This is a genomic window from Pseudoalteromonas denitrificans DSM 6059, from assembly GCF_900112265.1.
In the GTDB taxonomy this organism is placed as follows: Bacteria; Pseudomonadota; Gammaproteobacteria; order Enterobacterales; family Alteromonadaceae; genus Pseudoalteromonas; species Pseudoalteromonas denitrificans.
Map to the genome: position 1 here is coordinate 1 of NZ_FOLO01000006.1, position 20,630 is coordinate 20,630.

At 35.2% G+C, this 20,630-nt stretch carries 21 protein-coding genes, 1 other RNA gene and 2 pseudogenes; 5 read left to right on the forward strand and 19 right to left on the reverse strand.

Annotated features, from left to right (window positions below):
* Both BM088_RS05490 and BM088_RS05495 read left to right on the forward strand, forming a co-directional pair.
* A partial coding sequence (locus BM088_RS05490) for a transposase (RefSeq protein WP_281247148.1) occupies positions 1-296 on the forward strand: 296 nt, incomplete at its 5' end.
* Positions 297-440: 144 nt separating this feature from the next.
* Positions 441-806 carry a dihydrofolate reductase family protein gene (locus BM088_RS05495; RefSeq protein WP_245763762.1) on the forward strand — a complete coding sequence of 122 codons (366 nt, stop codon included), beginning with the start codon at positions 441-443 and terminating at the stop codon, positions 804-806.
* Positions 807-1,059: 253 nt separating this feature from the next.
* Here the strand turns inward: BM088_RS05495 and BM088_RS05500 are convergent, their stop codons facing one another.
* The 12 genes and pseudogenes from BM088_RS05500 to BM088_RS05555 all read right to left on the reverse strand — a co-directional run bounded on the left by BM088_RS05500 (position 1,060) and on the right by BM088_RS05555 (position 7,688).
* Positions 1,060-1,677: a substrate-binding periplasmic protein gene (locus BM088_RS05500; RefSeq protein ID WP_143085037.1), complete on the reverse strand. Its 618-nt coding sequence runs from the start codon at positions 1,675-1,677 to the stop codon at positions 1,060-1,062.
* A 618-nt stretch (positions 1,678-2,295) separates the two neighbouring features.
* The gene (locus BM088_RS27135) at positions 2,296-2,463 is read right to left on the reverse strand and encodes a hypothetical protein (protein ID WP_177207959.1); all 168 of its coding nucleotides are present in this window, start codon (positions 2,461-2,463) and stop codon (positions 2,296-2,298) included.
* Complete coding sequence (locus BM088_RS05510) at positions 2,460-2,747, reverse strand: DUF2306 domain-containing protein (protein ID WP_091981260.1); 288 nt, start codon at positions 2,745-2,747, stop codon at positions 2,460-2,462. Before BM088_RS05510 ends, BM088_RS27135 begins: the two co-directional genes overlap by 4 nt.
* Before the next feature lie 98 nt (positions 2,748-2,845).
* The gene (locus tag BM088_RS05515) at positions 2,846-3,460 is read right to left on the reverse strand and encodes a LysE family translocator (RefSeq protein ID WP_091981264.1); all 615 of its coding nucleotides are present in this window, start codon (positions 3,458-3,460) and stop codon (positions 2,846-2,848) included.
* Between the two features lie 114 nt (positions 3,461-3,574).
* Complete coding sequence (locus tag BM088_RS05520) at positions 3,575-3,868, reverse strand: hypothetical protein (RefSeq protein WP_091981268.1); 294 nt, start codon at positions 3,866-3,868, stop codon at positions 3,575-3,577.
* Positions 3,869-3,900: 32 nt separating this feature from the next.
* A complete protein-coding gene (locus tag BM088_RS05525) occupies positions 3,901-4,281 on the reverse strand; it encodes a hypothetical protein (RefSeq protein ID WP_091981272.1) in 381 nt (126 codons plus the stop codon).
* A 111-nt stretch (positions 4,282-4,392) separates the two neighbouring features.
* Entirely contained in the window at positions 4,393-5,106 is a 714-nt protein-coding gene (locus BM088_RS05530; RefSeq protein ID WP_091981276.1) for a glycine-rich domain-containing protein, read from the reverse strand.
* Positions 5,107-5,235: 129 nt separating this feature from the next.
* Positions 5,236-5,445 (reverse strand): hypothetical protein, encoded by a 210-nt coding sequence (locus tag BM088_RS05535; RefSeq protein ID WP_091981280.1) that lies wholly within the window; start codon positions 5,443-5,445, stop codon positions 5,236-5,238.
* 77 nt (positions 5,446-5,522) lie between these two features.
* A pseudogene (locus BM088_RS28065) lies at positions 5,523-5,729 on the reverse strand (cyclic-phosphate processing receiver domain-containing protein); the annotation flags it as partial.
* 324 nt (positions 5,730-6,053) lie between these two features.
* Positions 6,054-6,303 (reverse strand): annotated as a pseudogene (locus tag BM088_RS28070) (transposase); the annotation flags it as partial.
* 229 nt (positions 6,304-6,532) lie between these two features.
* Positions 6,533-6,629: signal recognition particle sRNA small type (ffs, locus tag BM088_RS05550), an RNA gene on the reverse strand.
* A gap of 180 nt (positions 6,630-6,809) precedes the next feature.
* On the reverse strand, positions 6,810-7,688 hold the full coding sequence (locus tag BM088_RS05555) for a DUF3014 domain-containing protein (protein WP_091981288.1): 879 nt from the start codon (positions 7,686-7,688) through the stop codon (positions 6,810-6,812).
* Between the two features lie 90 nt (positions 7,689-7,778).
* Between BM088_RS05555 and BM088_RS05560 the strand changes: the two genes are divergently transcribed.
* A complete protein-coding gene (locus BM088_RS05560) occupies positions 7,779-8,939 on the forward strand; it encodes a patatin-like phospholipase family protein (RefSeq protein WP_091981291.1) in 1,161 nt (386 codons plus the stop codon).
* Positions 8,940-8,992: 53 nt separating this feature from the next.
* Here the strand turns inward: BM088_RS05560 and BM088_RS05565 are convergent, their stop codons facing one another.
* Entirely contained in the window at positions 8,993-10,963 is a 1,971-nt protein-coding gene (locus tag BM088_RS05565) for a monovalent cation:proton antiporter family protein (protein ID WP_091981295.1), read from the reverse strand.
* Positions 10,964-11,148: 185 nt separating this feature from the next.
* On the opposite strand from BM088_RS05565, the gene BM088_RS05570 reads away from it, so the two are divergent.
* Positions 11,149-12,045, forward strand: a complete 897-nt coding sequence (locus BM088_RS05570; protein WP_091981298.1) for a GGDEF domain-containing protein — start codon at positions 11,149-11,151, stop codon at positions 12,043-12,045.
* A 32-nt stretch (positions 12,046-12,077) separates the two neighbouring features.
* Here the strand turns inward: BM088_RS05570 and BM088_RS05575 are convergent, their stop codons facing one another.
* Genes BM088_RS05575 through lpxB form a run of 6 tightly spaced genes read right to left on the reverse strand, consistent with a single transcriptional unit; the run spans position 12,078 to position 20,075 of the window.
* Positions 12,078-12,416 carry a hypothetical protein gene (locus BM088_RS05575; RefSeq protein WP_091981301.1) on the reverse strand — a complete coding sequence of 113 codons (339 nt, stop codon included), beginning with the start codon at positions 12,414-12,416 and terminating at the stop codon, positions 12,078-12,080.
* Positions 12,413-13,756, reverse strand: coding sequence for a tRNA lysidine(34) synthetase TilS (tilS, locus tag BM088_RS05580; RefSeq protein WP_091981304.1), 1,344 nt, complete (start codon positions 13,754-13,756; stop codon positions 12,413-12,415). The genes BM088_RS05575 and tilS overlap by 4 nt, the downstream gene beginning before the upstream one ends.
* 28 nt (positions 13,757-13,784) lie before the next feature.
* A complete protein-coding gene (gene accA / locus BM088_RS05585; protein ID WP_091981308.1) occupies positions 13,785-14,741 on the reverse strand; it encodes an acetyl-CoA carboxylase carboxyl transferase subunit alpha in 957 nt (318 codons plus the stop codon).
* A 16-nt stretch (positions 14,742-14,757) separates the two neighbouring features.
* Complete coding sequence (gene dnaE, locus BM088_RS05590) at positions 14,758-18,273, reverse strand: DNA polymerase III subunit alpha (protein WP_091981312.1); 3,516 nt, start codon at positions 18,271-18,273, stop codon at positions 14,758-14,760.
* A 15-nt stretch (positions 18,274-18,288) separates the two neighbouring features.
* On the reverse strand, positions 18,289-18,900 hold the full coding sequence (gene rnhB / locus BM088_RS05595) for a ribonuclease HII (protein WP_091981316.1): 612 nt from the start codon (positions 18,898-18,900) through the stop codon (positions 18,289-18,291).
* Positions 18,900-20,075 carry a lipid-A-disaccharide synthase gene (gene lpxB, locus BM088_RS05600; protein ID WP_091981319.1) on the reverse strand — a complete coding sequence of 392 codons (1,176 nt, stop codon included), beginning with the start codon at positions 20,073-20,075 and terminating at the stop codon, positions 18,900-18,902. The genes rnhB and lpxB overlap by 1 nt, the downstream gene beginning before the upstream one ends.
* A 353-nt stretch (positions 20,076-20,428) precedes the next feature.
* Here lpxB and BM088_RS27140 point away from each other — a divergent pair, with 353 nt between their 5' ends.
* Positions 20,429-20,587 carry a hypothetical protein gene (locus BM088_RS27140; RefSeq protein WP_177207960.1) on the forward strand — a complete coding sequence of 53 codons (159 nt, stop codon included), beginning with the start codon at positions 20,429-20,431 and terminating at the stop codon, positions 20,585-20,587.
* Positions 20,588-20,630: the final 43 nt, after the last annotated feature.

Consider the following 20,630-nt stretch of genomic DNA (forward strand, 5'->3'; position numbering starts at 1 on the left):
GCAAAGAGTTAAATGAAAAACTAAAGGAACTCGATGTAGATTTGATTACAACAGTTCGAAAAAACATGAAGTCGAAAGCCATGTCAGCCTTCGATAGAGCCATGTTATCAAAGAGATACATCATTGAAACTATCAATGACCAGTTGAAAAATATATCTCAAATAGAACATAGCCGCCATCGCAGTGAAACAAGTTTCATGCTCAACTTGATATCTGGAATAGTGGCTTATTGCTTAAAGAAACAGAAGCCGTGTATAAAACTATCAGCAGATGTATTTGGTATGATGCCAGACTAATAAATGGCGATGCTTAACCAGATCTCAGGTTAGTTAACAATAATAGTATTATCCCCGACATTGCTGCATATTATCTGTTTTGAGTAACGCAATAATTTCACCTTTAGCATTATGTTTAAAGGCTAATAAATCACCTTAGAGCTAGTGCTAACACTAGAGTGTGATTGGCCGTATTCAAAGCCTGTATTTGTTTTAAGTAATACGCTTAATTCAGTGCCAAAGGGTTACGAAGACAAAGTTTCTTTAGTGAATGGTGATTTAAAAGAATTAACTGAGAAACTAAAAAGTAACGGTTATACAAATTTATATATTGATGGTGGTGTTACAATTCAGAGTTTTCTAAATGAAGATTTGATCGATGAGATGATAATTACGACTATTCCTGTTTTATTGGGAAGTGGGATCTCGTTGTTTGGTCAACTAAAGGATACACTTGAATTTCGATGTACACATTCAGAAGTTTTTTCTAATGGTATTAGCCAGAACCGATTTAAGCGGTTTGAATTATAATACAAATCTTAACAGCAGCTCGAGCCTAAAACGGTGAACAGCCGCCTATTTATAACTAAACTACTCAACAAGGTTTGTTTGTTAAAATCATGCAAAGATCTACTATAGGTCCAAAATATCCAAAATAAGATTTATGAAAAGAGTCAGTTTTGCGACTTTAAAGACCAAAGTTATGAGTTAACATAGCCCCATGTTTAGCGCACTATTGAAATATAAGCAGGGATCAGTATATGTATTCACATTTATATTGTTTTCACTTCTCCACATATTTTTTAATAAATTTTTTATAAGTAATACCCAAATATTTTTTATAAAAAAAATCAATGCTTCCATCTTGATACATTTGATTTAGTGCCGTCTCAAATTTATGATGTTGATCAGGCAAGCTTTCAGAAAAACTTAAAGTTAAATAACTGTGTTCAACTACAGGGGCTAGTGCTCTGACGTTTAAGTTTTTCTCTTTAACCAATTGATCATTATTAACCAGATCTCCCAAAAAAGCATCGAAACGTCCTTTATCTAACATTTCTAATCCTTTTAAGTCATTTGTGACATCAACTTTATGATAATACCGCCGATAGTCCAAAAATTCCTTAGGGTAAGCATAGCCTCGGACATAGCCTATATTTTTATTGTCAAATTGAGAATAGCCTAAATACTTTTGATAGGAACTCTTTTCATGAACCCAAAACAATATCACCCAAGAAATGGGCCCATGTTTTGCGTTGAGTGAATTGGGAATATCTAAATCTCCATCCACAAGGGCATTAAATTTTCCACTTGAAAATTCTAACTTACATCTTGCCCAAGGTTTCATTTCATAAGATATAGTTAATCCCGCTCGTTTGATAACGAGCGCTATAAATATCAATGGATAAACCAGTAGGTTGGTTATCTTTAATATAAGAGTACGGATACCATTCTGTAAAACAGGCTTTTATTGGTAGCTCATATCCAAAAGCGTTAGTAGACATTAGTACTACTAAACTTATTCCAAGTAACCTCATATCCCCCCCTAACAAGCCATTTGATAAAATGGTGCAAGCACTAGGTTAAGTTTTATTTATTTCACATTGAAAATGATGGGTATTGACACTTATAACCCCCTGAAGCCAGTGTCGAATTATCTGATTATTGAAAGTACGATTTGGGACTAATAATGAAATTAACAACCAGTACAATGTTTTGTGAAATAGAAACTAATCAAAAGTATAGTATAGAGGCAAGAATAAGCAGTTATTTTTATAAGAACTCCACAGCGAGACAATAATACAACAGCGGAATAAACCGGTGGAACAATCCCCATAGTTCAGAGCCAATTCCCCGTGGCTTACTCAATGTAGGCTTTTTCGACACCAGTCCTCAAGTTATGAGTTGCAGCTAAATTAGTTGTACTGGCTGGGATCTAAAGATCTAAACAAAGCAGGCATTCAACTGACCTAAAAAGTAGGCTTAAGTAAGGGGCTTTTAAGCCATCGTCTCTTGTATGTTATTCACCGATAGTGCGTAACTTCTTTCCTTGTTTTTCGATGATATAAACTGAAATACCAAAAACAAACGCAATTGCAATAAAAGCGGATTCATTAGGGAGAAAACCAAAACTTAAAGGTATTCTTGCAACAGCCGCTGCTACAACACCGACATAAGCATATGTCATAAAATAAAAATGGTAATTAGCCAATTTTTATTTGGTTTTTTAGCCGCATAATAATAACCACAAAGTACCCAAACTAAATTCCATAAAGCGAGGGGCTGAAAAATAGAAAAACCATATTTAGGTAAAAAAGCGAATTCTGTAATATTTACTAAGACTATACTTGCTACGAATAATTTGCCCAACTGAGTATGAAAAATATCACCTTTGTTACGAGACATAACAATAGCCCCGCTTATGGTCGCAGTGACAGCAAGAGTAACGTGAATTATTGTAATGATATCCATACCCTATCCTTTGGTGTGCAACACCCCGCTAATAAGTGAGTTTGCGCAGCTATTGGCAGACACCCTTGGTGAATCTTGATTTAGAGGCTTGTAAGCCTTTATTTTTGTATTGTTGCCGTAATAGCACCAGCTCCAACAAGCATACCACCACTAACCTTATTAAAACCATTTTGAAATTTAACCGAACTAACTTTATTACGCAATATGCCTGAAAATGTAGCGTAAAACGTAACGCTCAAAGTTGATACTGTAAGAAAGGTTACAGCCATAATTAGCATTTGTGGTAAAATAGGGGCATGAGCGTTTATAAATAAAGGGAAAAAAGCCATGAAAAATATAATACTTTTTGGATTTAAAGCAGTTACCAATAAAGCGTTAAAATAAACAGAGCCTTTTTCCATCTGCTTCGATTCAACGTCTGTGGCACTAGATTTTGTACGAAAAGCTTTGATACCTAAATATAATAAATATAGTGCACCAGCCCATTTTAAAATACTAAATAATGTTGCGGATGTTGCTAAAAGAGCGCTCATCCCTACAAATGAGAAACTCATTGCAATGACATCACCAGATAAGGTACCTGCCACCAAAGGAGTAACTGATTTTTTTCCGTACTCTAATGCTTGTCCCATAACCAAAAATACGGTTGGTCCAGGTGAAAAACATAAAATGATTGATGCGGCAATGAATGAAATCCAAACTTCAATAGTCAATTTATTCTCCAATGAGGGTTAACGTTTACTACACCGGAAATTTGGGAGCGGAGGGAGTAAATTTCTGAGTGATGGTACTTGTTAAGCACCGACACACACTTTACATCAATATTATTAATCACTTAAAACACACTCTTTGAGCTCGTAATTATACTTTCCACCAGTATCTAAGCAACTATCAATTTCTAAAAAAGACAATAATTGATAACCTCCAAAGATTACCAGCCCCCAAATAACCAGCCCAACAATTATTACGGTGAGACCATCAGGATCAACTTTTCTGCCAAACATCCGACAAAATAGATATCCGACGCCTTTAATCAAAAATTCAAATATTACTTCAACAAATATTCTTAATATAAATCGAAAAATACCAGAAAAAACATCTCCTACAATCTCTACGGGCAAGTTAATAATTCCTATAGGTGTTTAACGCATTTTTATAGCGAATCATCAATGTAATTAGCTAATATGAATTTATTGTATTCTTTCGCGTATTGCCAAGCTAGATGATTTAACCTTTGATGCTCTTCACTTACTAACGCATCACTTGTTCCTTTAATTATACGAAAACTATGTTTTTTAACTATTGCTGTTCTTTCTATAATTTCTTTTTGCTCGTTTTTTACACTAGGAATGTAAAGCGTAAACCCTTTTACGGCCCATAACCTTATATCACCATTTGCTAATGCTTCTGTTGCATTAATTTTAGCATTAGCAGAATCCAACCAACCCATTAATTTTTTAACTTCAATATTAATATCTTCACAAAAAGATGAGACAGAAAAAAACAAAATGGCGCATGCTAAAAAATATTTCATTTTTACTAAATATATCCTCATACCAACGCCCGCATAATATGCTGATTAAGCTTGGCTAAAATTATGCGAATAATGAATGCGAATCAAGCGTTTGACACATTTTTATACTTTCTAATCTCCGCTGCTACTACAACCTCCAGAGCCACTGCATCCAGTGTAATGCCCTCCACCACTGCAACCTCTTCCTCCCTCAGCAGGTTTACCATCAAGTGTAGGAGCGTAGTCTGCTGATATACTTATATGACCCGCACAATATCGAAGCTCTTTTTGAATATTATCATTTTTATCGGACACCGAAGAGATACAGTTAAGCTCATAATAAAACCCATTCTTGATTTTAAGCCTTGCATCTAATGCGAAAATAACAGGCAGTCTTTTCGGTTCGAAATGATTAATTAACTCTCTTTTACAAGATAGCTCCCAAGCCCTTTTTATCCCAATCTGAGCTTCAATTGGGCTTTTCATTCCTTCAGCTGGGGTATGATGAACAAAATATCCAAAAGCTTTTGAGCAAAACTTATCATATTCACGAGTAAACAAAATAAATTCATGCCACGCTACATCTACAATTTGGGACGGCATAGCTACAGACTCTTTATTAGCAATATGAATTAAGTAAAAGTAATCTTTCAACCCTCTCATAACTTGTTGCAGTTCTGATGAGTCTAAATGGGGATAAATTTCACTAACTTTACTTTTTACTGTTTCAGGAAATTTATAGTTTTTGATAAATGATATTTGCCGTTGAATAATTAACTTTCTGTATACTAAAAAAGTAGCAAGAAGAACTAGGCTAAAGATAAATATTGGAATTATGACGTCCATTCACTAATCCTAAGAAAAAAATAACTCCTCATTAAGAGGCCCATAGTTGTGGGCTAAAATGTAGCGAATCGAAAATAGCCCGCACAGTTTTTAGACCTGATAAAATTGCTTGTTATGTTCGTTAAATAATTAATTATACGTTGTTTTTGGATATTCAATTAATAAATAAATAGTTATAATACTAACAGCAATACCAGAAACCAGAGCTATTGCTTTTATAAGCCTTGTAGTCACAGACATAGGTTTCAGTTTATAACTACAATATGCTCCTGAGAGACCTGATACTATCATCAAGACAATCACAAGCCAAAAGAACATCAACTCTTGATTTATATTCATCAACTCTCCATAAGAATAAAACGCCAACCACAGTTTACGGAGTCTGATTGCTGGCTTATGCTACGTGCTTTATTCATTTACTTTTCGTCAATATTCATGAGACCAAGTTCCATTTTCTCACGAGCAGAAGTATTAGCAGAATGTACTTTTATCTTTGGTGGAACAAACCCTTGAGTAAACACGGCCTCTTCAACCCAAAGCACGACATCATCGCCAAGGTCATGATCAAGACTTAATTCAGTAACTTTACCCGATTTAAGAAGATCAATCGCTTCTTCAGGCCAATAAACTCTAACCCCCCCCCCTCAGGTGTATTCCTCTCATCATATAGATAGACTTTCATTTATCTGCACACCTCGTACGCGTAACGAGCCTGTAGAATTACCCGTTTTTATTTATATTTTTCAATCGAGACACTCTACTGATATTAAATTGTTTTAACAATCAAAAACGTTTACGTTTCTGCTGATTTTTTATTTTTATAACTAGAATGAAATTTATAAGTAAAAAGACCCTATTTGAATGATATTTGGGGAGGGTTGTGGGTTTCATCTTTAAAGTAGGCTATTTCTTAACTTTTCTATGTTATGAACTAAACAGTAAATTTTTCACTGAGCATTCACTTATCTTATCCTCGCAAGGTGAACTTATTAATGCCTTTATTGGTGGTGTTATTAATTCACTGTCATTTAAAAATTGGACATGTCGCCCCGTTTTTATGGGCGTTTTTCACAAACACTGCTGTTGTGACTGGCAGCTTTTACAATCCTTTAAATAACCCGCAAACCGTGTGTAGAGCCGTTCGCCACTTTTTAAATTTGTACCACTACACCACATTTCATTACCTGCAGGGCAACGATCGCAATAGGCTCTAAGTTGCCATGAGGCATTTAAACTTTAACCAGTTGTATCGTATTGTTAGTTTAATTTTAAGTGTTCAGTTTAGTCGTAACTTTATGTAAACTAATAGTGGAAATATGCAAGGTTATGCCATCTTATGGTGCAGGTTTTGGTGAATAGTTGATAGTTGATTTCACTTTATGTCAACTTATGGTGAAAACTACAAATATCATAGATTGGGTGGCAGTCTTACCAGCCACATCCCGGCACACAAGTCATTCGCTGTGGCTGCTCCCTTCCGGGCCTGACCAAGTTCACGAACTATTGTTGCGAGAGGACCAATAAGACTACCATAGAGGGTCTTGTTAGACGCGGAACGGATTATCACTATTTATGTAGATTAATTCAAGTTAAAATTTAAAATATCCAACTGTTTGCATGGTTATTGTACAAAATGAAAAAGCTAAGTATAAAACTCAGCTTTTTGTATTGTTATTTACATTTTATCTAGTGTATCTAGCTCTCTACTCTGGCACTTCTAAATATTTTTTTATTCCTTTAAGTGCACTTTTAACTTTTTTAACATTCCGAGCACCCATTCTTAATAATTGCTTTTGTGCTGGCGGTAATTGTTCCCATTCTGAGTATGCGTATTTATAAACAACACTTTCAGTCAGTAAAGGTACATTTCCTGTTACTATTGGCGTTGTTAGTATCATGTCTATTGCATCTAAAATAGCTTCATCAAAGTCACGTTCTTGGTAACCAATTTCTTCATAAGCTTCATCAAATAATGGCTTATATTCTTTATAAAAGCTCACTGCTTGCTGTGGTGTCATACTAGTGAATAATTCTACGTAAGGTGTATAGCGATCATAACTTTGGGGTGCAATCGTTAAAATATCACCATCTATAACACTAAAGCTTGATTGAGGCTCTATCAGTGGACTATGCTTTTTTGCTATTTTACCTTTCCCAATATTGTCAACATATACAACAAAACGTCTAACCATGTCATCTTTAACAAATAATTTTAAGGTTTGTTTTGCAAAATACTGAGTTAACTCAGTTTGTATACTCAGGTCACTGTCATTCAATTGTGGCAAAGTTTTAACAACAGCAATGGGTAAAGCTTTTGTTTCTACAGGCTCAATAACAGATATTGGCTGCTCTTTGACTTCTGGTGATACAATATCATCAATTTGAGATTCAGTTACTTCAGGAACGATGACTTCTGATTTTGGTATTACAACAGCAACTGGTGCTGTGCTTTCATTGGTGTTCAATTTAGAAAATAGCTTAATACTCGCAATAACGATTACGATTAACATAATTACTAATGCAAACATATAAATACGTTTTTTAGTCACTTTAGAGTCTTCTTGATCCATTTTTTCAGTCATATTTCACTCATATTCAAATAAATAATTTCTTTTTAATTCAATATCTTCTAAATTAAAGAAAACAACTCAACTAAAGTTGATTATGCCTGCATGATAAAAAAAACAACACAGCATAATATAGTACCCGCAAATAAAACAGCCTTGTTACTGACTGGAGGCGGCGCACGAGCAGCTTACCAAGTTGGCGTACTCAAAGCTATAGCAACTAAACTACCGCGTAATTGTCCTTCACCTTTTGGTATTATAAATGGTACGTCAGCAGGTGCTATAAATGCAACTGCTGTTGCCAGTTATGCTTCGTGTTTTCACTTAGGTGTAAAAAAGCTTGAGTGGGTGTGGAAAAACTTTAGCACAAAACAGGTATATCACAGCGATTTTCGTCATGTGTTTGGGCACATATTAACTAACATGCTTTCTAGTTTTCAATCGGATCATCTAAACCATCCACCGGCAAGTTTACTTGATAATCAACCTTTAAGAAGTTACTTAAAAAGTATTATGGAGCTTAAAAGAATAGATAAAAATATTGCTAACGGTTATTTACGTGCCTTGTCGGTTACCGCTTCTAGCTACTCAAGTGGGGAGTCAGTCGCATTTTACCAAGCTAAAGATAGCGTTCCATGGAAAAGAGCTAAACGATGTGGTGAGCAGTCTCAAATTAATATTGAGCACTTAATGGCTTCAAGTGCCATTCCTATGGTATTTCCAAGTATCAAAATAAATCAGGCTTATTTTGGAGATGGCTCAATACATCAACTCTCTCCATTAAGTCCCCCTATTCACTTAGGTGCAAATAAAATTTTTATTATTGGGGTTGATCAACCAACCGATAATAAATACCTTGGTTTTCAACCTCATTACCCTGGTATTTCTAGCATTGCAGGTCATCTGCTTGATACGATATTTTCAGATACATTACATTCTGATATTGAAAGACTTGAACGAGTAAATCGAACTGTTTCATTACTGCCAGCAAGAGATAAACATCAAGAACTCAAGCGTGTTGAAACTTTTGTTATTAACCCTTCTAAAAACTTTAATGCCATTGCCTGTGAGCACTACGATAAAATGCCATTGGCAATAAAAATGATTTTAAGGTTGATTGGGGTTAAAGCGCATTCAGAGTCTAGTTTAACTAGCTACCTTTTATTTGAAAAGTCTTATACTCGCCACTTAATTGAGATTGGTTATCAAGATGGTTTAAATCAACTAGATGAAATTTTGGAATTTTTAGATATAAAATGTAAATAAATCTTAAATTAACTAATGCCAAATACATAAATACCTTTCACTAATAGCCTTTTTTAATCCCCTTCTAACAAGTATCTTTCAACTCTCTCTACTTGTCTAGGCTTCCCTCTGATTACGAGAATGTCTTGGCATTGTAAAATCATACCTGGTAGAGGCTGTGAAATCTCTCTACCTTCCCGACGTAGTCCCATAACATCAACACGCTTTTTATCTAGTGCTAGTTGCTCTAAGGTTTTACTTATTGCAAATGCATCATCAGTTAAAGCAACGGCATGTAAGTACTCTAACCTTTCACTTGAACTTGACGCAATATCTGAGTTTTCACCAGGAAAATAACCGTGTAATAGCCCGTATCTATTTTTTCGCTCTTGCTGTACTCTTCTCAAAATCCGTTTCACAGGAACGCCCGACATAAACAAAACATGCGATACGAGCATTAAACTGGCTTCCAATGACTCAGGTACAACTTCAGTTACACCAGCATCTTTTAGCTCACCTAAGTGGCTATCATCTTTCATTCTGACTAAAATTTTAACTTTATCTGCAATTTGTTTAATAACATTGATTATTGTCATAGATTTATCAAAGTCAGCAAAGGTAATTATCACCAATCTACTATTTGCAATACCAGCAGCTTTTAATACTTCTTTATGTTTTACATGTCCAAAATGTACATTTTCACCTGCGGCCTGTGCTTCTCGTATACGAACAGGATCAACATCCAGTGCAATATAAGGAATCGCTTCTGTTTTTAGAAAACGTGCAACCGTTTGCCCTACACGACCAAATCCACATATAACAACATGATTTTCAAGTTCGGATTTAAATGTTGGATTTTCATTGTTACTTTGTTTGTTTTTTTCTGAATGAGAAAGAAGCCTAGCAATTTTTTGATTGTTATCAACTAGGTATGGTGTCACTGCCATCGAGAGTACCCCAACAGCAATTAATAAAGAGGCATAAGATGAAGCGATTAACTCATGCTGTAAAGCAAGCGCTATTAATACAAAACCAAACTCCCCCATTTGGCATAACATTAAACCCGTTGACCATGAATCTTTATGGCTTTCCCCCATAAAACGAGCTAATAACTTTATGACTAAACACTTTATTAAAATAAGCCCTAACAAACCTAAAATAACCCAACTCGCATTCATTAATACAAACGTCATGTCCAGCTGCATACCAACTGTGACAAAAAACAATCCCATTAATATATCTCTGAAAGGTCGTATATCTGCTTCTAATTGATGGCGATATTGACTTTCACCTAACATGATCCCAGCTAAAAATGCACCTAATGCCATAGATAAACCAAAAAAATGGGTCAATGCACTCGCAAATAATGTCACTAACAAAGTCGTTAAAACAAATAATTCATCAGTTCGTACTTCTGCCACTTCATTAAATATACGTGGTAAAATCCACTTTCCTATTCCCCATAATAAACCACATACTAAGGCCCCTTTACCCAGTGCTATAAGTAAAGCAATAAGGAGATGTTGATCACCACTTCCAGCTAAAAGTGGTAACGCAATTAATAGAGGCACAACGGCAATATCTTGGAATAATAAAATACCAATCGCTAATTGTCCTCTTCTGGTATGCAACTCTCCTGATTCACTAAGTTGTTTCACAACTATTGCTGTTGATGAAAGTGTCAATAAACTGGCAATGCTAAAAGCACTCAGCCAGCTGGTGCCAAACATGATTGCAACTAACATTAATAGAAAAGTAGAAATAAGAACTTGTGCAGTACCCAAGCCAAATACAACATGGCGCATAGCAACTAATTTAGGTATTGAAAATTCTAAACCTAATGAAAACAATAAAAATACAATACCAAACTCTGCAACTAAATGAATTTCTTGATAATCAGTGATCCAGCCTAATGCATAGGGACCAGCAATGAGACCCGTAGCAAGGTAGGCTAATATAGGTGGTAAATTAATTCTTTTGAATATCCAAACAAGTAATACAGCAATTACCAAGAGACTGAAAATTTCACTGAAAACACTTTGCAAGTAAGACTTCCTTCTTATTTTTATTTATCAAAAATCTGATATATCAAATTAAATATAGCAACTATTTGTTTTAATTTTAGTTATTGAAGTAATTCTGGCAATAAAAATCACAAATACATAACTGGCATAATTTGTGCTTTATTTCATCAATGCATTTTAGATAATTTCATTAGTGGGGAAAACAAGTGGAAAATGTACATGTTTTAACACAATCTGCTTCAAGTAGAGGAGAATACTTGCCAACCACGGCCGATTATTACCGTCCTCTAAATGATGAGAATATTCAAAGTTTAGTTTCTCAATTACAAAAGACTTTAGAGTTAACAAAGTTAATTAATATTTTTTCATTGGAAGCCACGAAGTTATTTCCAATTTCTGGATTACAGTTTCATAGCACAGATGGTGTTATTGAAATGTCTGGCAGCAAACATCAAGGAAAAGCATTTGCTTTTGATTTAGAAGTAGAAAGTGAACGTTTAGGCCAATTAGTTTATTTTAGTCAAAAGCCAATCAGTATTTTTATAAAAGAAAAACTACAACTTTTGCATAATGTACTGGCATATCCATTAAGAAATGCATTAATGTTTTATCGCGTAAAAAAACTGGCAACAAAAGATACGCTTACAGGCCTGAGTAACCGCAGCCACTTTAATGACTATTTAAATAAAAAATTGGATCGCTGTCGCCGTCATCACAGAAGATTTGGTTTAATGTTATTAGATTTAGATAACTTTAAACAGGTAAATGATACTCATGGACATTTATTAGGTGATCAAGTTTTGGTTCAGTTTTCAGCTCTTTTAATGCAAAGTATCCGTGGAATAGATACTGTATTTAGGTTTGGGGGAGATGAATTTTCAATTTTAATTGACGATAACCAGGAAGGAGTTTGTAATATCATTGCCGATCGAATACAAAGATTAGTACATAAAGATGCTTTATTAGCCAAACATAATGTTACTACAAGTATTGGGTTTACTTTAGCAAAAGTAAAAGATGATCAGATAAGTGTTTTTGAACGTTCTGACAAAGCACTATATCAAGCAAAAGGAGCTGGTAGAGATTGCTTTAAAATACTGTAACAAAGTGATTTTTCTTTGTTACAGCTTATGATTTATTTTTTGTTTGCAAAACCATATAACATTAATAAAGTAGACGTTCCAAAAAAGTATGATGCTATCAACTGAAACAAAGCGATAAAACTAGGTAAAACTGTAAAAACAATTAAAAATAGCGGAGACATTAAGGCTAAAATAAAAAATACTCCGCCTTTTCCCCGCCAATAACATAATAACAATGTGGAAGTGAATGCACCTGAAATCAAACCGTTCATTATCGAAAAAATATATATTTCAGTCGTAATACACAAAAGTACAATAATCAGTAATGATAAAATAAAGCCTATGTAAGCTTGTGAGATAATAGAGCTTCCAACTTGTGGACTTGTTCTCATATTTTATTTTCTTCTATACGTTGCCAAAAAACACCTTGATCATGCGCATAATTTTGATTTATAAAATAACCAACAATTTGAACTAAAGTGTCATTGTAAAAAACTAAAGGTACTAAATTTCTTTCCCAAGTGGGGACTTTTGCATCTTTAAGCCAATGTTTAACGGTATTACTCCCTGGTTTATTAACTGGTTTTATACGTGCTTTTAGCACTCCAAACTGAATACTTAATTTTTCATCAAAATGTAGCTCACGAACGCCTTTTCCACAGTGCTTCTCTAATACATCACCATTACTTAAATCAACTTTACTTCCTATGCAATTGAATACGTTTTCAGGTATCTGCTTAGGGGAAACAAAATACAATTCATTTCTAAACCTTTGTAGTGTATTAAGACCTATTTGAATACATATTTTAGCATCTTGTTTTGCATTAATAGCCTGATTGAGTATCTGTTCTAACATCATCTTAGACGGCATTAAGCTATTTTGTTGTGCTAACCAATGCCTAACTAAATTAGCTTGTCTGGCGTGTGTAAGTGATGCTAAAAATGAAATTGGCAAGGAGTTACTACTTTTAAAGTGTGCTTTTTTATTAGCTTGTATCAAATCTGATTGAGATATTTCGTCAATTAAGCTTTGCTGCTGCTGCAATAAATCGACACTTCTTGAAACGCAGGCGTTAAAATTATTAAACCTTTGATTTAATAATGGCACAACTTCATGGCGTAAAAAGTTACGATCAAAGATTGTGTCTTCGTTTGACTCGTCAATAATGTGCTGAATACCAAACTGGGCTGAAAAGGCTTCAATCTGCTCCCTTGAAGTATTTAATAATGGCCTAAATAAACTCCGCCCTTGCTGTTGGCTTAACATCGACATTGCACTTAGCCCTGTTAAACCAGACCCTCTTTTAAGCTGCAATAAAAAAGTTTCAACTTGATCATCTTGATGCTGACCAAGAAAAATGACACTTGTAGGCTCCGATAGTTTGAATAAAGCCAGATATCTTTGCTCCCGAGCTATAGCTTCAAGGCTTTGTCTCGCTTTTTTCTTAACTTCTACTTCAGCAATTTTTAATGGAATATCAAGTTCATTGCATAGATTTGAGCAAAAGGTCTGCCAATTTTTAGCATTTAAGCTAAGACCGTGATCAACATGAATTGCTTCTAATTTAAATTCAGGATGTAACTTATTAAAGGTGTGTAATAAATGAAGTAGTACAACTGAATCTACTCCACCAGACAAAGCCACAGTCAAAGTTTTTGATTGTGGCTTTATAGTTTTCAAATTATGTACAAGCACATTACTGAATGCTTTATAAACTTTGGAAGCTTTCATCAAAAGGCTGCCTCTAGCAGCCTAATCATTAGCAATAACCAAATGACATTAAACGATCATATCTCTGTTCAAGCATTTCATCTGTTGATAATGCTTTAAGATCTGATAAATCACGTTTTAATTGCATTTTTAAATTTTTGGCCATGCCTTCGTGGTTACGATGCGCACCACCTAAAGGTTCATCAACGATATTGTTAATTAGATCAAGTTCTTTAACACGGTCAGCAGTTACACCCATAGCTTCAGCAGCTAAAGATGCTTTTTCAGCGCTTTTCCAAAGAATAGAGGCACAACCTTCAGGCGAAATAACAGAGTAAGTACTATATTGCAGCATATTTACACGATCACCAACACCAATAGCTAACGCACCACCAGATCCACCTTCACCAATAACAGTACAGATAGTGGGCACTTTTAGGCCTGCCATTACTTTTAAATTTTTAGCAATGGCTTCACTTTGCCCACGCTCTTCAGCGCCAACACCAGGGTAAGCACCAGGAGTATCAATGAAGGTGATAATAGGCATATTAAAACGTTCAGCCATTTCCATTAAGCGTAATGCTTTACGGTAACCTTCAGGTTTTGGCATACCAAAATTACGTTTTATTTTTTCAGCAGTATCACGCCCTTTTTGATGACCAATAACCATTACTGGTTCGCCATCTAAACGTGCAATACCACCTATGATTGCAGGATCATTTGCAAAAGCACGATCACCACATAACTCATCAAATTCAGTAAAAATATGATCTATATAATCACGTGTATATGGACGTAAAGGATGACGCGCAAGTTGTTGAACTTGCCATGCTCCTAAATCAGAGAAAATTTTATGTGTTAACTCTGTGCTTTTTTCTTTTAAGCGACTGACTTCATCTTCAAGACTTAGGTCTAATTCACCAACGTTACCAATACTACGTAATTCTTCAATTTTTGCTTCCAATTCTGCGATTGGAAGTTCGAAATCCAGATAATTGAGACTCATGCTCTAAAAAACCTAACTAGTTAAATTCTAAATCTATATCTTGCGCTGCCAATTGACCTAACCTATGTAATAAGTCATCGCTTGGCGTCACGCACCATTGGGTACCTAGTGAAAGCTCCGTGATTATATCCGGGCGTTCATATTCTATAATGATAGGACAAGTACCATATTTATAAGGTTCAAGTACATTTTGCAACTTATCGAAGAATTTATCATCAATATTTTGCATTTTCACTTTCATTTTTATATTTCGAATGCGTTTTTCACGTACCTGTTCTATCTTACATACTTCTCGAGCCGTCATTGTAAGGCCTCCAGAGAAGTTATCAAAGCTGACCTGTCCGGTTATCACCAAGATATTGTTATTTTGTAACAATTCTTCGAAAGTTTCAAACTGTTCAGGAAAAAAACGCACATCCATTCGAGCACTTTTATCATCAAGTGTAATTAAACCCCAACGTTTTCCTTTTTTATTGATCAATACTCGTGTACTTATGACCAAACCTGCAGCAGTTGTCTGCACATCACGGTCAGTTGGCTGCAGATCGACTAAACGCCCACTGGTATAATGTTTTAATTCTTTACGATATTGATTAATTGGATGGCCCGTTAGATAAAGCCCTAAGGTTTCTTTTTCACCTTCTAACCATTCGTTATCAGAAAAACGAGGTACATGTATAAATGCTTGAGCAACATCTTCAGGCTCTGTAGCTAATAAACCAAATAAATCATCTTGCCCTAATTCTTGTGCTTTATTATGTTGAGCAGCCGATTTAATTGCATCAGGTAAACTGGCAATTAATGTTGCTCTGGCACCTTGCACAGCACTTTTGTCTTTTTTATCAGTTACTTTAGGCCCTAAACTGTCAAGCGCTCCCGCCATTATCAATTTTTCAATAACACGCTTATTTAATCGCTTTAAATCAATGTTGGCACAAAAATCAAAAAGATCTTTAAACTGACCTATTCGAGACCTCGCCTCTAAAATAGTTTCAACGGGCCCCTCACCTACTCCTTTAATCGCCCCTAAGCCATACACTATTTGCCCTTGAAGATTTACATTAAACTTAAATAAACCACAATTTACATCTGGTGGTAATAAAGGCATATTCATGTTTTCACATTCATCAACAAGTGTCACTATCTTGTCGGTATTATCCATATCTGCCGACATTACCGCAGCCATAAACTCCGCAGGGTGATGCGTTTTCATCCAAAGTGTTTGATACGATACTAATGCATATGCGGCTGAGTGAGACTTATTAAATCCATATCCGGCAAATTTTTCAACCAGATCAAAGATCTTCATCGCCAGCTCGCCGTCGACACCATTATTAACAGCACCTTCTTCAAAGGTTGCACGCTGCTTCGCCATTTCTTCAGGTTTTTTCTTACCCATGGCTCGGCGTAACATATCTGCACCACCAAGAGAGTAACCAGATAAAACCTGAGCAATTTGCATTACTTGTTCTTGATATAAAATAATACCGTAGGTAGGTTCTAATATTGGTTGCAATGAATCATGTTGCCAAGTTGAATCAGGGTATGAAACCTCTTCTCGGCCATGCTTACGTTCAATGAAGTTATCTACCATGCCTGACTGTAATGGGCCGGGCCTAAATAGCGCAACGAGGGCTATCATATCTTCAAAGCAATCTGGTTGTAATCTTCTAACTAAGTCTTTCATGCCACGAGATTCCAATTGGAATACCGCAGTTGTTTCAGCCCTTAATAACAACTCAATACTTTTTTTATCATCCAACGGGATCGCTGTAATATCGATGTGATCTTTATTTTCGCGAGTGAGTCGTTCGTTGGCCATATCTATGGCCCACTGTAAAATAGTTAAGGTACGTAAACCTAAAAAATCAAACTTAACAAGGCCAGCTGTTTCAACATCATTTTTATCAAACTGTGTAACCGGAAATTTACCTTCATCGTCACAATACAATGCTGCAAAATCTGTAATCGTTGTTGGTGATATAACAACACCACCAGCATGCTTACCGGCATTTCGGTTACACCCTTCTAAGATACGACACATATCTATAAGGTCTTTTACTTCATCATCACCATCGTATGCTTCTGGTAATCTTGGCTCTACCTCAAATGCTTTTGTTAAAGTCATGCCAGGATCACCTGGTATTAGTTTCGATATGCGATCTACAAAACCATAAGGATGCCCCAATACACGTCCTACATCACGAATTACGGCTTTTGCTGCCATAGTTCCAAAAGTAATTATCTGTGATACCGCATCACGCCCATATAGCGCTGCAACATGATCTATAACTTCATCACGTCTATCCATACAGAAATCGACATCAAAATCCGGCATAGAAACACGCTCAGGGTTCAAAAATCGTTCAAATAGAAGCTCAAACTCTAACGGGTCTAAGTCTGTAATTTGCAATGCATATGCAACTAAAGAACCGGCACCTGAACCACGACCAGGCCCTACAGGAATATTATTATCTTTACTCCATTGAATAAACTCCATTACGATCAAGAAATAACCAGGAAAACCCATGTTGTTTATCACATCAAGTTCTACTTTCAAACGATCATCATATGGTTTTCGTTTGTCAGCCCTAACGTGTTCATCAGGGAATAAAATACCTAAACGTTCCTCTAAACCATCAATTGAAACACGAACCAAAAAATCTTCAATCTTTAAATCACCAGTTGGATAATCAGGTAAAAAATATTCGCCTAACTTAACTGTCACATTACATCTTTTTGCAATTTCAACTGTATTTTTTAGTGCTTCAGGAATATCACTAAAAAGCTCAGCCATCTCATCTGCAGATTTAAAAAATTGCTGTTGGGAGAAGCGCTTTGGTCGGCGTTTATCATCAATAGTGAAACCATCATGGATTGCAACCCTAATTTCATGAGCTTCAAACTTTGAAGGCTCTATAAATACAACTTCATTAGTCGCAACGACGGGTAAATGAGTTTGACTGGCGTGAGTAACAGCATAATGTAAGTACTCTTCCTCAGTTGCTCGCCCTGATCTAATTAGTTCAATATAATAATGATCTGGAAAATGAGTTTGATAAAATTGCGTGATCGACTCAATCTGTTCAATTTGATTTTTAAGTAGTGCTTTACCTAAATCACCATCTTTTGCCCCAGAAAGTAAAATTAAACCTTCTTTATGTTCAATTAACCATTCCCTATCAACCATAGCACGATTTAAAACATGGCCTCTTTGATAGGCTTTAGAAATTAATACGGTTAAATTCTTATAGCCTACGTTGTTTTTTGCCAAAACGGTTAAACGACACACTTCACCTTCAAATTCAGGTGATTGCACCCATAAATCAGCTCCAACGATTGGTTTTATACCTGCCCCATGTGCTGCACCATAAAAACGCACTAAGCCACATAAATTCATTTGATCTGTAATTGCTAATGCAGGCATGTTTAATTCAGCGGCTTTAGCAACAATAGGCTTAGTTTTACCTAACCCATCAACTAAAGAGAAATCACTATGGACGCGTAAATGAACAAAATTAGGGGGATTCATATTGTTTGAGAGGTCCTATTTAGCATTTTTTGTAGAAAAGGTGCTTTCAATAATTTTTTTAACTGGTTTAAAGCTCTTTCTATGATGCTGCGTTATTCCATGTTCTTCAAGAGCTGCTATATGTGCTTTGGTAGGATAACCTTTATGTCCTGCAAATCCATATTGTGGATAAACTTTATCTAACTGAATCATTTCATCATCACGCGCTACTTTTGCTAAAATAGAAGCTGCACTTATTTCAGCAACTAAGCTGTCGCCTTTAACTATTGCTTGTGCAGGAACACTTATATCTGGTAATCGATTACCATCAATAAAAACAAACTCAGCTGGTATTGCTAAACCTTCAACTGCGCGCTTCATTGCAAGCATAGTGGCATGCAAAATATTGAGCTCATCAATTTCATCAATGTTTGCTCGGGCAATACAATAGCATAAAGCTTTTTCTTTAATTTCTAAGGCGAGTGCTTGGCGTTTTTTATCTGTGAGTTTTTTTGAATCTGCTAAACCATCAATGGGCTTTTTAGGATCTAAAATAACAGCAGCCGTTACCACGTCTCCAACAAGGGGACCTCGGCCAACTTCATCAACACCAGCTATAAAATCGGTATCTGGACGGTGTATTTCCATTAATACGCACCTTGCTTAATTAATTCCAACACAGCTTTTGCTGCTTCATTACTTGCGTCTAAACGTAGTGTTTCATGCATTTTCATAAAGGTCTTTTTTAACTTTGTTTGATCTTCTAGCAAGTATGGCTCTAATTTTTCAACCAAATTATCAGCGGTTAATTGTGCTTGAAACAACTCTGGTACCAAAGCATCATCAGCTAATAAATTAGGTAATGAGAAATATTTAATATCAAAGGTAAAAAAAGTATTTAACAAATGATACGTTAACGGCTTCAACCTATAACCAACAACCATAGGTTTTTTAAAAAACATAGCCTCTAAAGTTGCGGTTCCTGATGCCAACAAAATTGCATCTGCAGCTTGCATAGCTTCACGAGATTGACCATTTAACATAATAAAATCGAGTTCAGGTGCTAATTTTTGTGCAAAATCACAAAATTCAGTTTTTCTTTTATCATTAACAAAAGGGACTACAATTTTTAATTCTGGGATTTTTTTCTTAAGTAACTTAGCAGATTGAATATAAGGTTCGCTTAATACTTTAACTTCTGAACCTCGACTTCCGGGTAATAAAGCTAAAACTTTATCCGTTTGAGATAAACCTAATTTATTACGAGCTTCATCTTGGTCAACAACCAATGGCAGTTCATCTGCTAATGTATGACCAACAAATTTGCAAGGTACCTGATGTTCATCGTAAAATGCTTTTTCAAATGGTAATAAAGCCAAAACTAGATTTGTTGCATCAGCTATTTTAAAAATACGTTTTTTACGCCATGCCCAAACTGAAGGACTCACATACTGTACTGTTTTTATACCCGCTTCTTTTAAAGGTTTTTCGACTCTTAAATTAAAATCTGGCGCATCTATTCCAATAAATACATCTGGGGGGTTATTCACAAAATGCTGAACAATTTCTTTCTTTATATTCAGTAAGCGCTTTAGTTTAGGCAATACTTCAAATATTCCCATTACAGCCAATTCTTCCATTGCAAAATAAGAATGACAACCCAATGCTTTCATTCTTGGTCCAGCAATGCCTTCGAATTGAACATTAGGATTAATAGCCTTAATCGCTTTAATTAACCCTGCACCTAAAATATCACCTGAATGTTCTCCAGCTATGATGCCAATACGTAATACCTTATTATTCACATTTGTATTCTCTAACAATCTTTATTTACCTTTTGTACTTTTCTGTGTGCTTTTTATGTAAAACGACTTTAGCAACTTTTGAATAGTTTATCGTTTTTGAACTGCTCTGATAAGCATTAAATACAATTTTCATAAGTTACAACAAAGATTATTTGGTAATGACTTAACAAAAAAGATCGTTACATATTTGCTATAAATAACCTGGCATTCAAAGTTTTTTTACAGCTATATGCTTAACAATAAGAGAATTAGTTTCTAAGTTACTATGTCTATCTTGAAATGAACTATGAACTGTCTTAAAGCTATTTACGGATATTAAAATTTTACACTATATTGGCAGCTTCAAGTATTAATATAGATTAGGAAGTAAAATGATATTAAAACTAAATAAAAAGAAACTTAAAAATTTATCTAAAGACAAAAGAGTATTTCCAATAGATATGACAGCAAAAGTAGGTGGTGGCAGTGAACGTTATTTATCTAGTGCTAGAACAGGTAATGATGCTCCAGATGAATGTATTCCAAATTAAATGCACTAAACTGATTTATAAATGATACAGCATCATTTTTGAA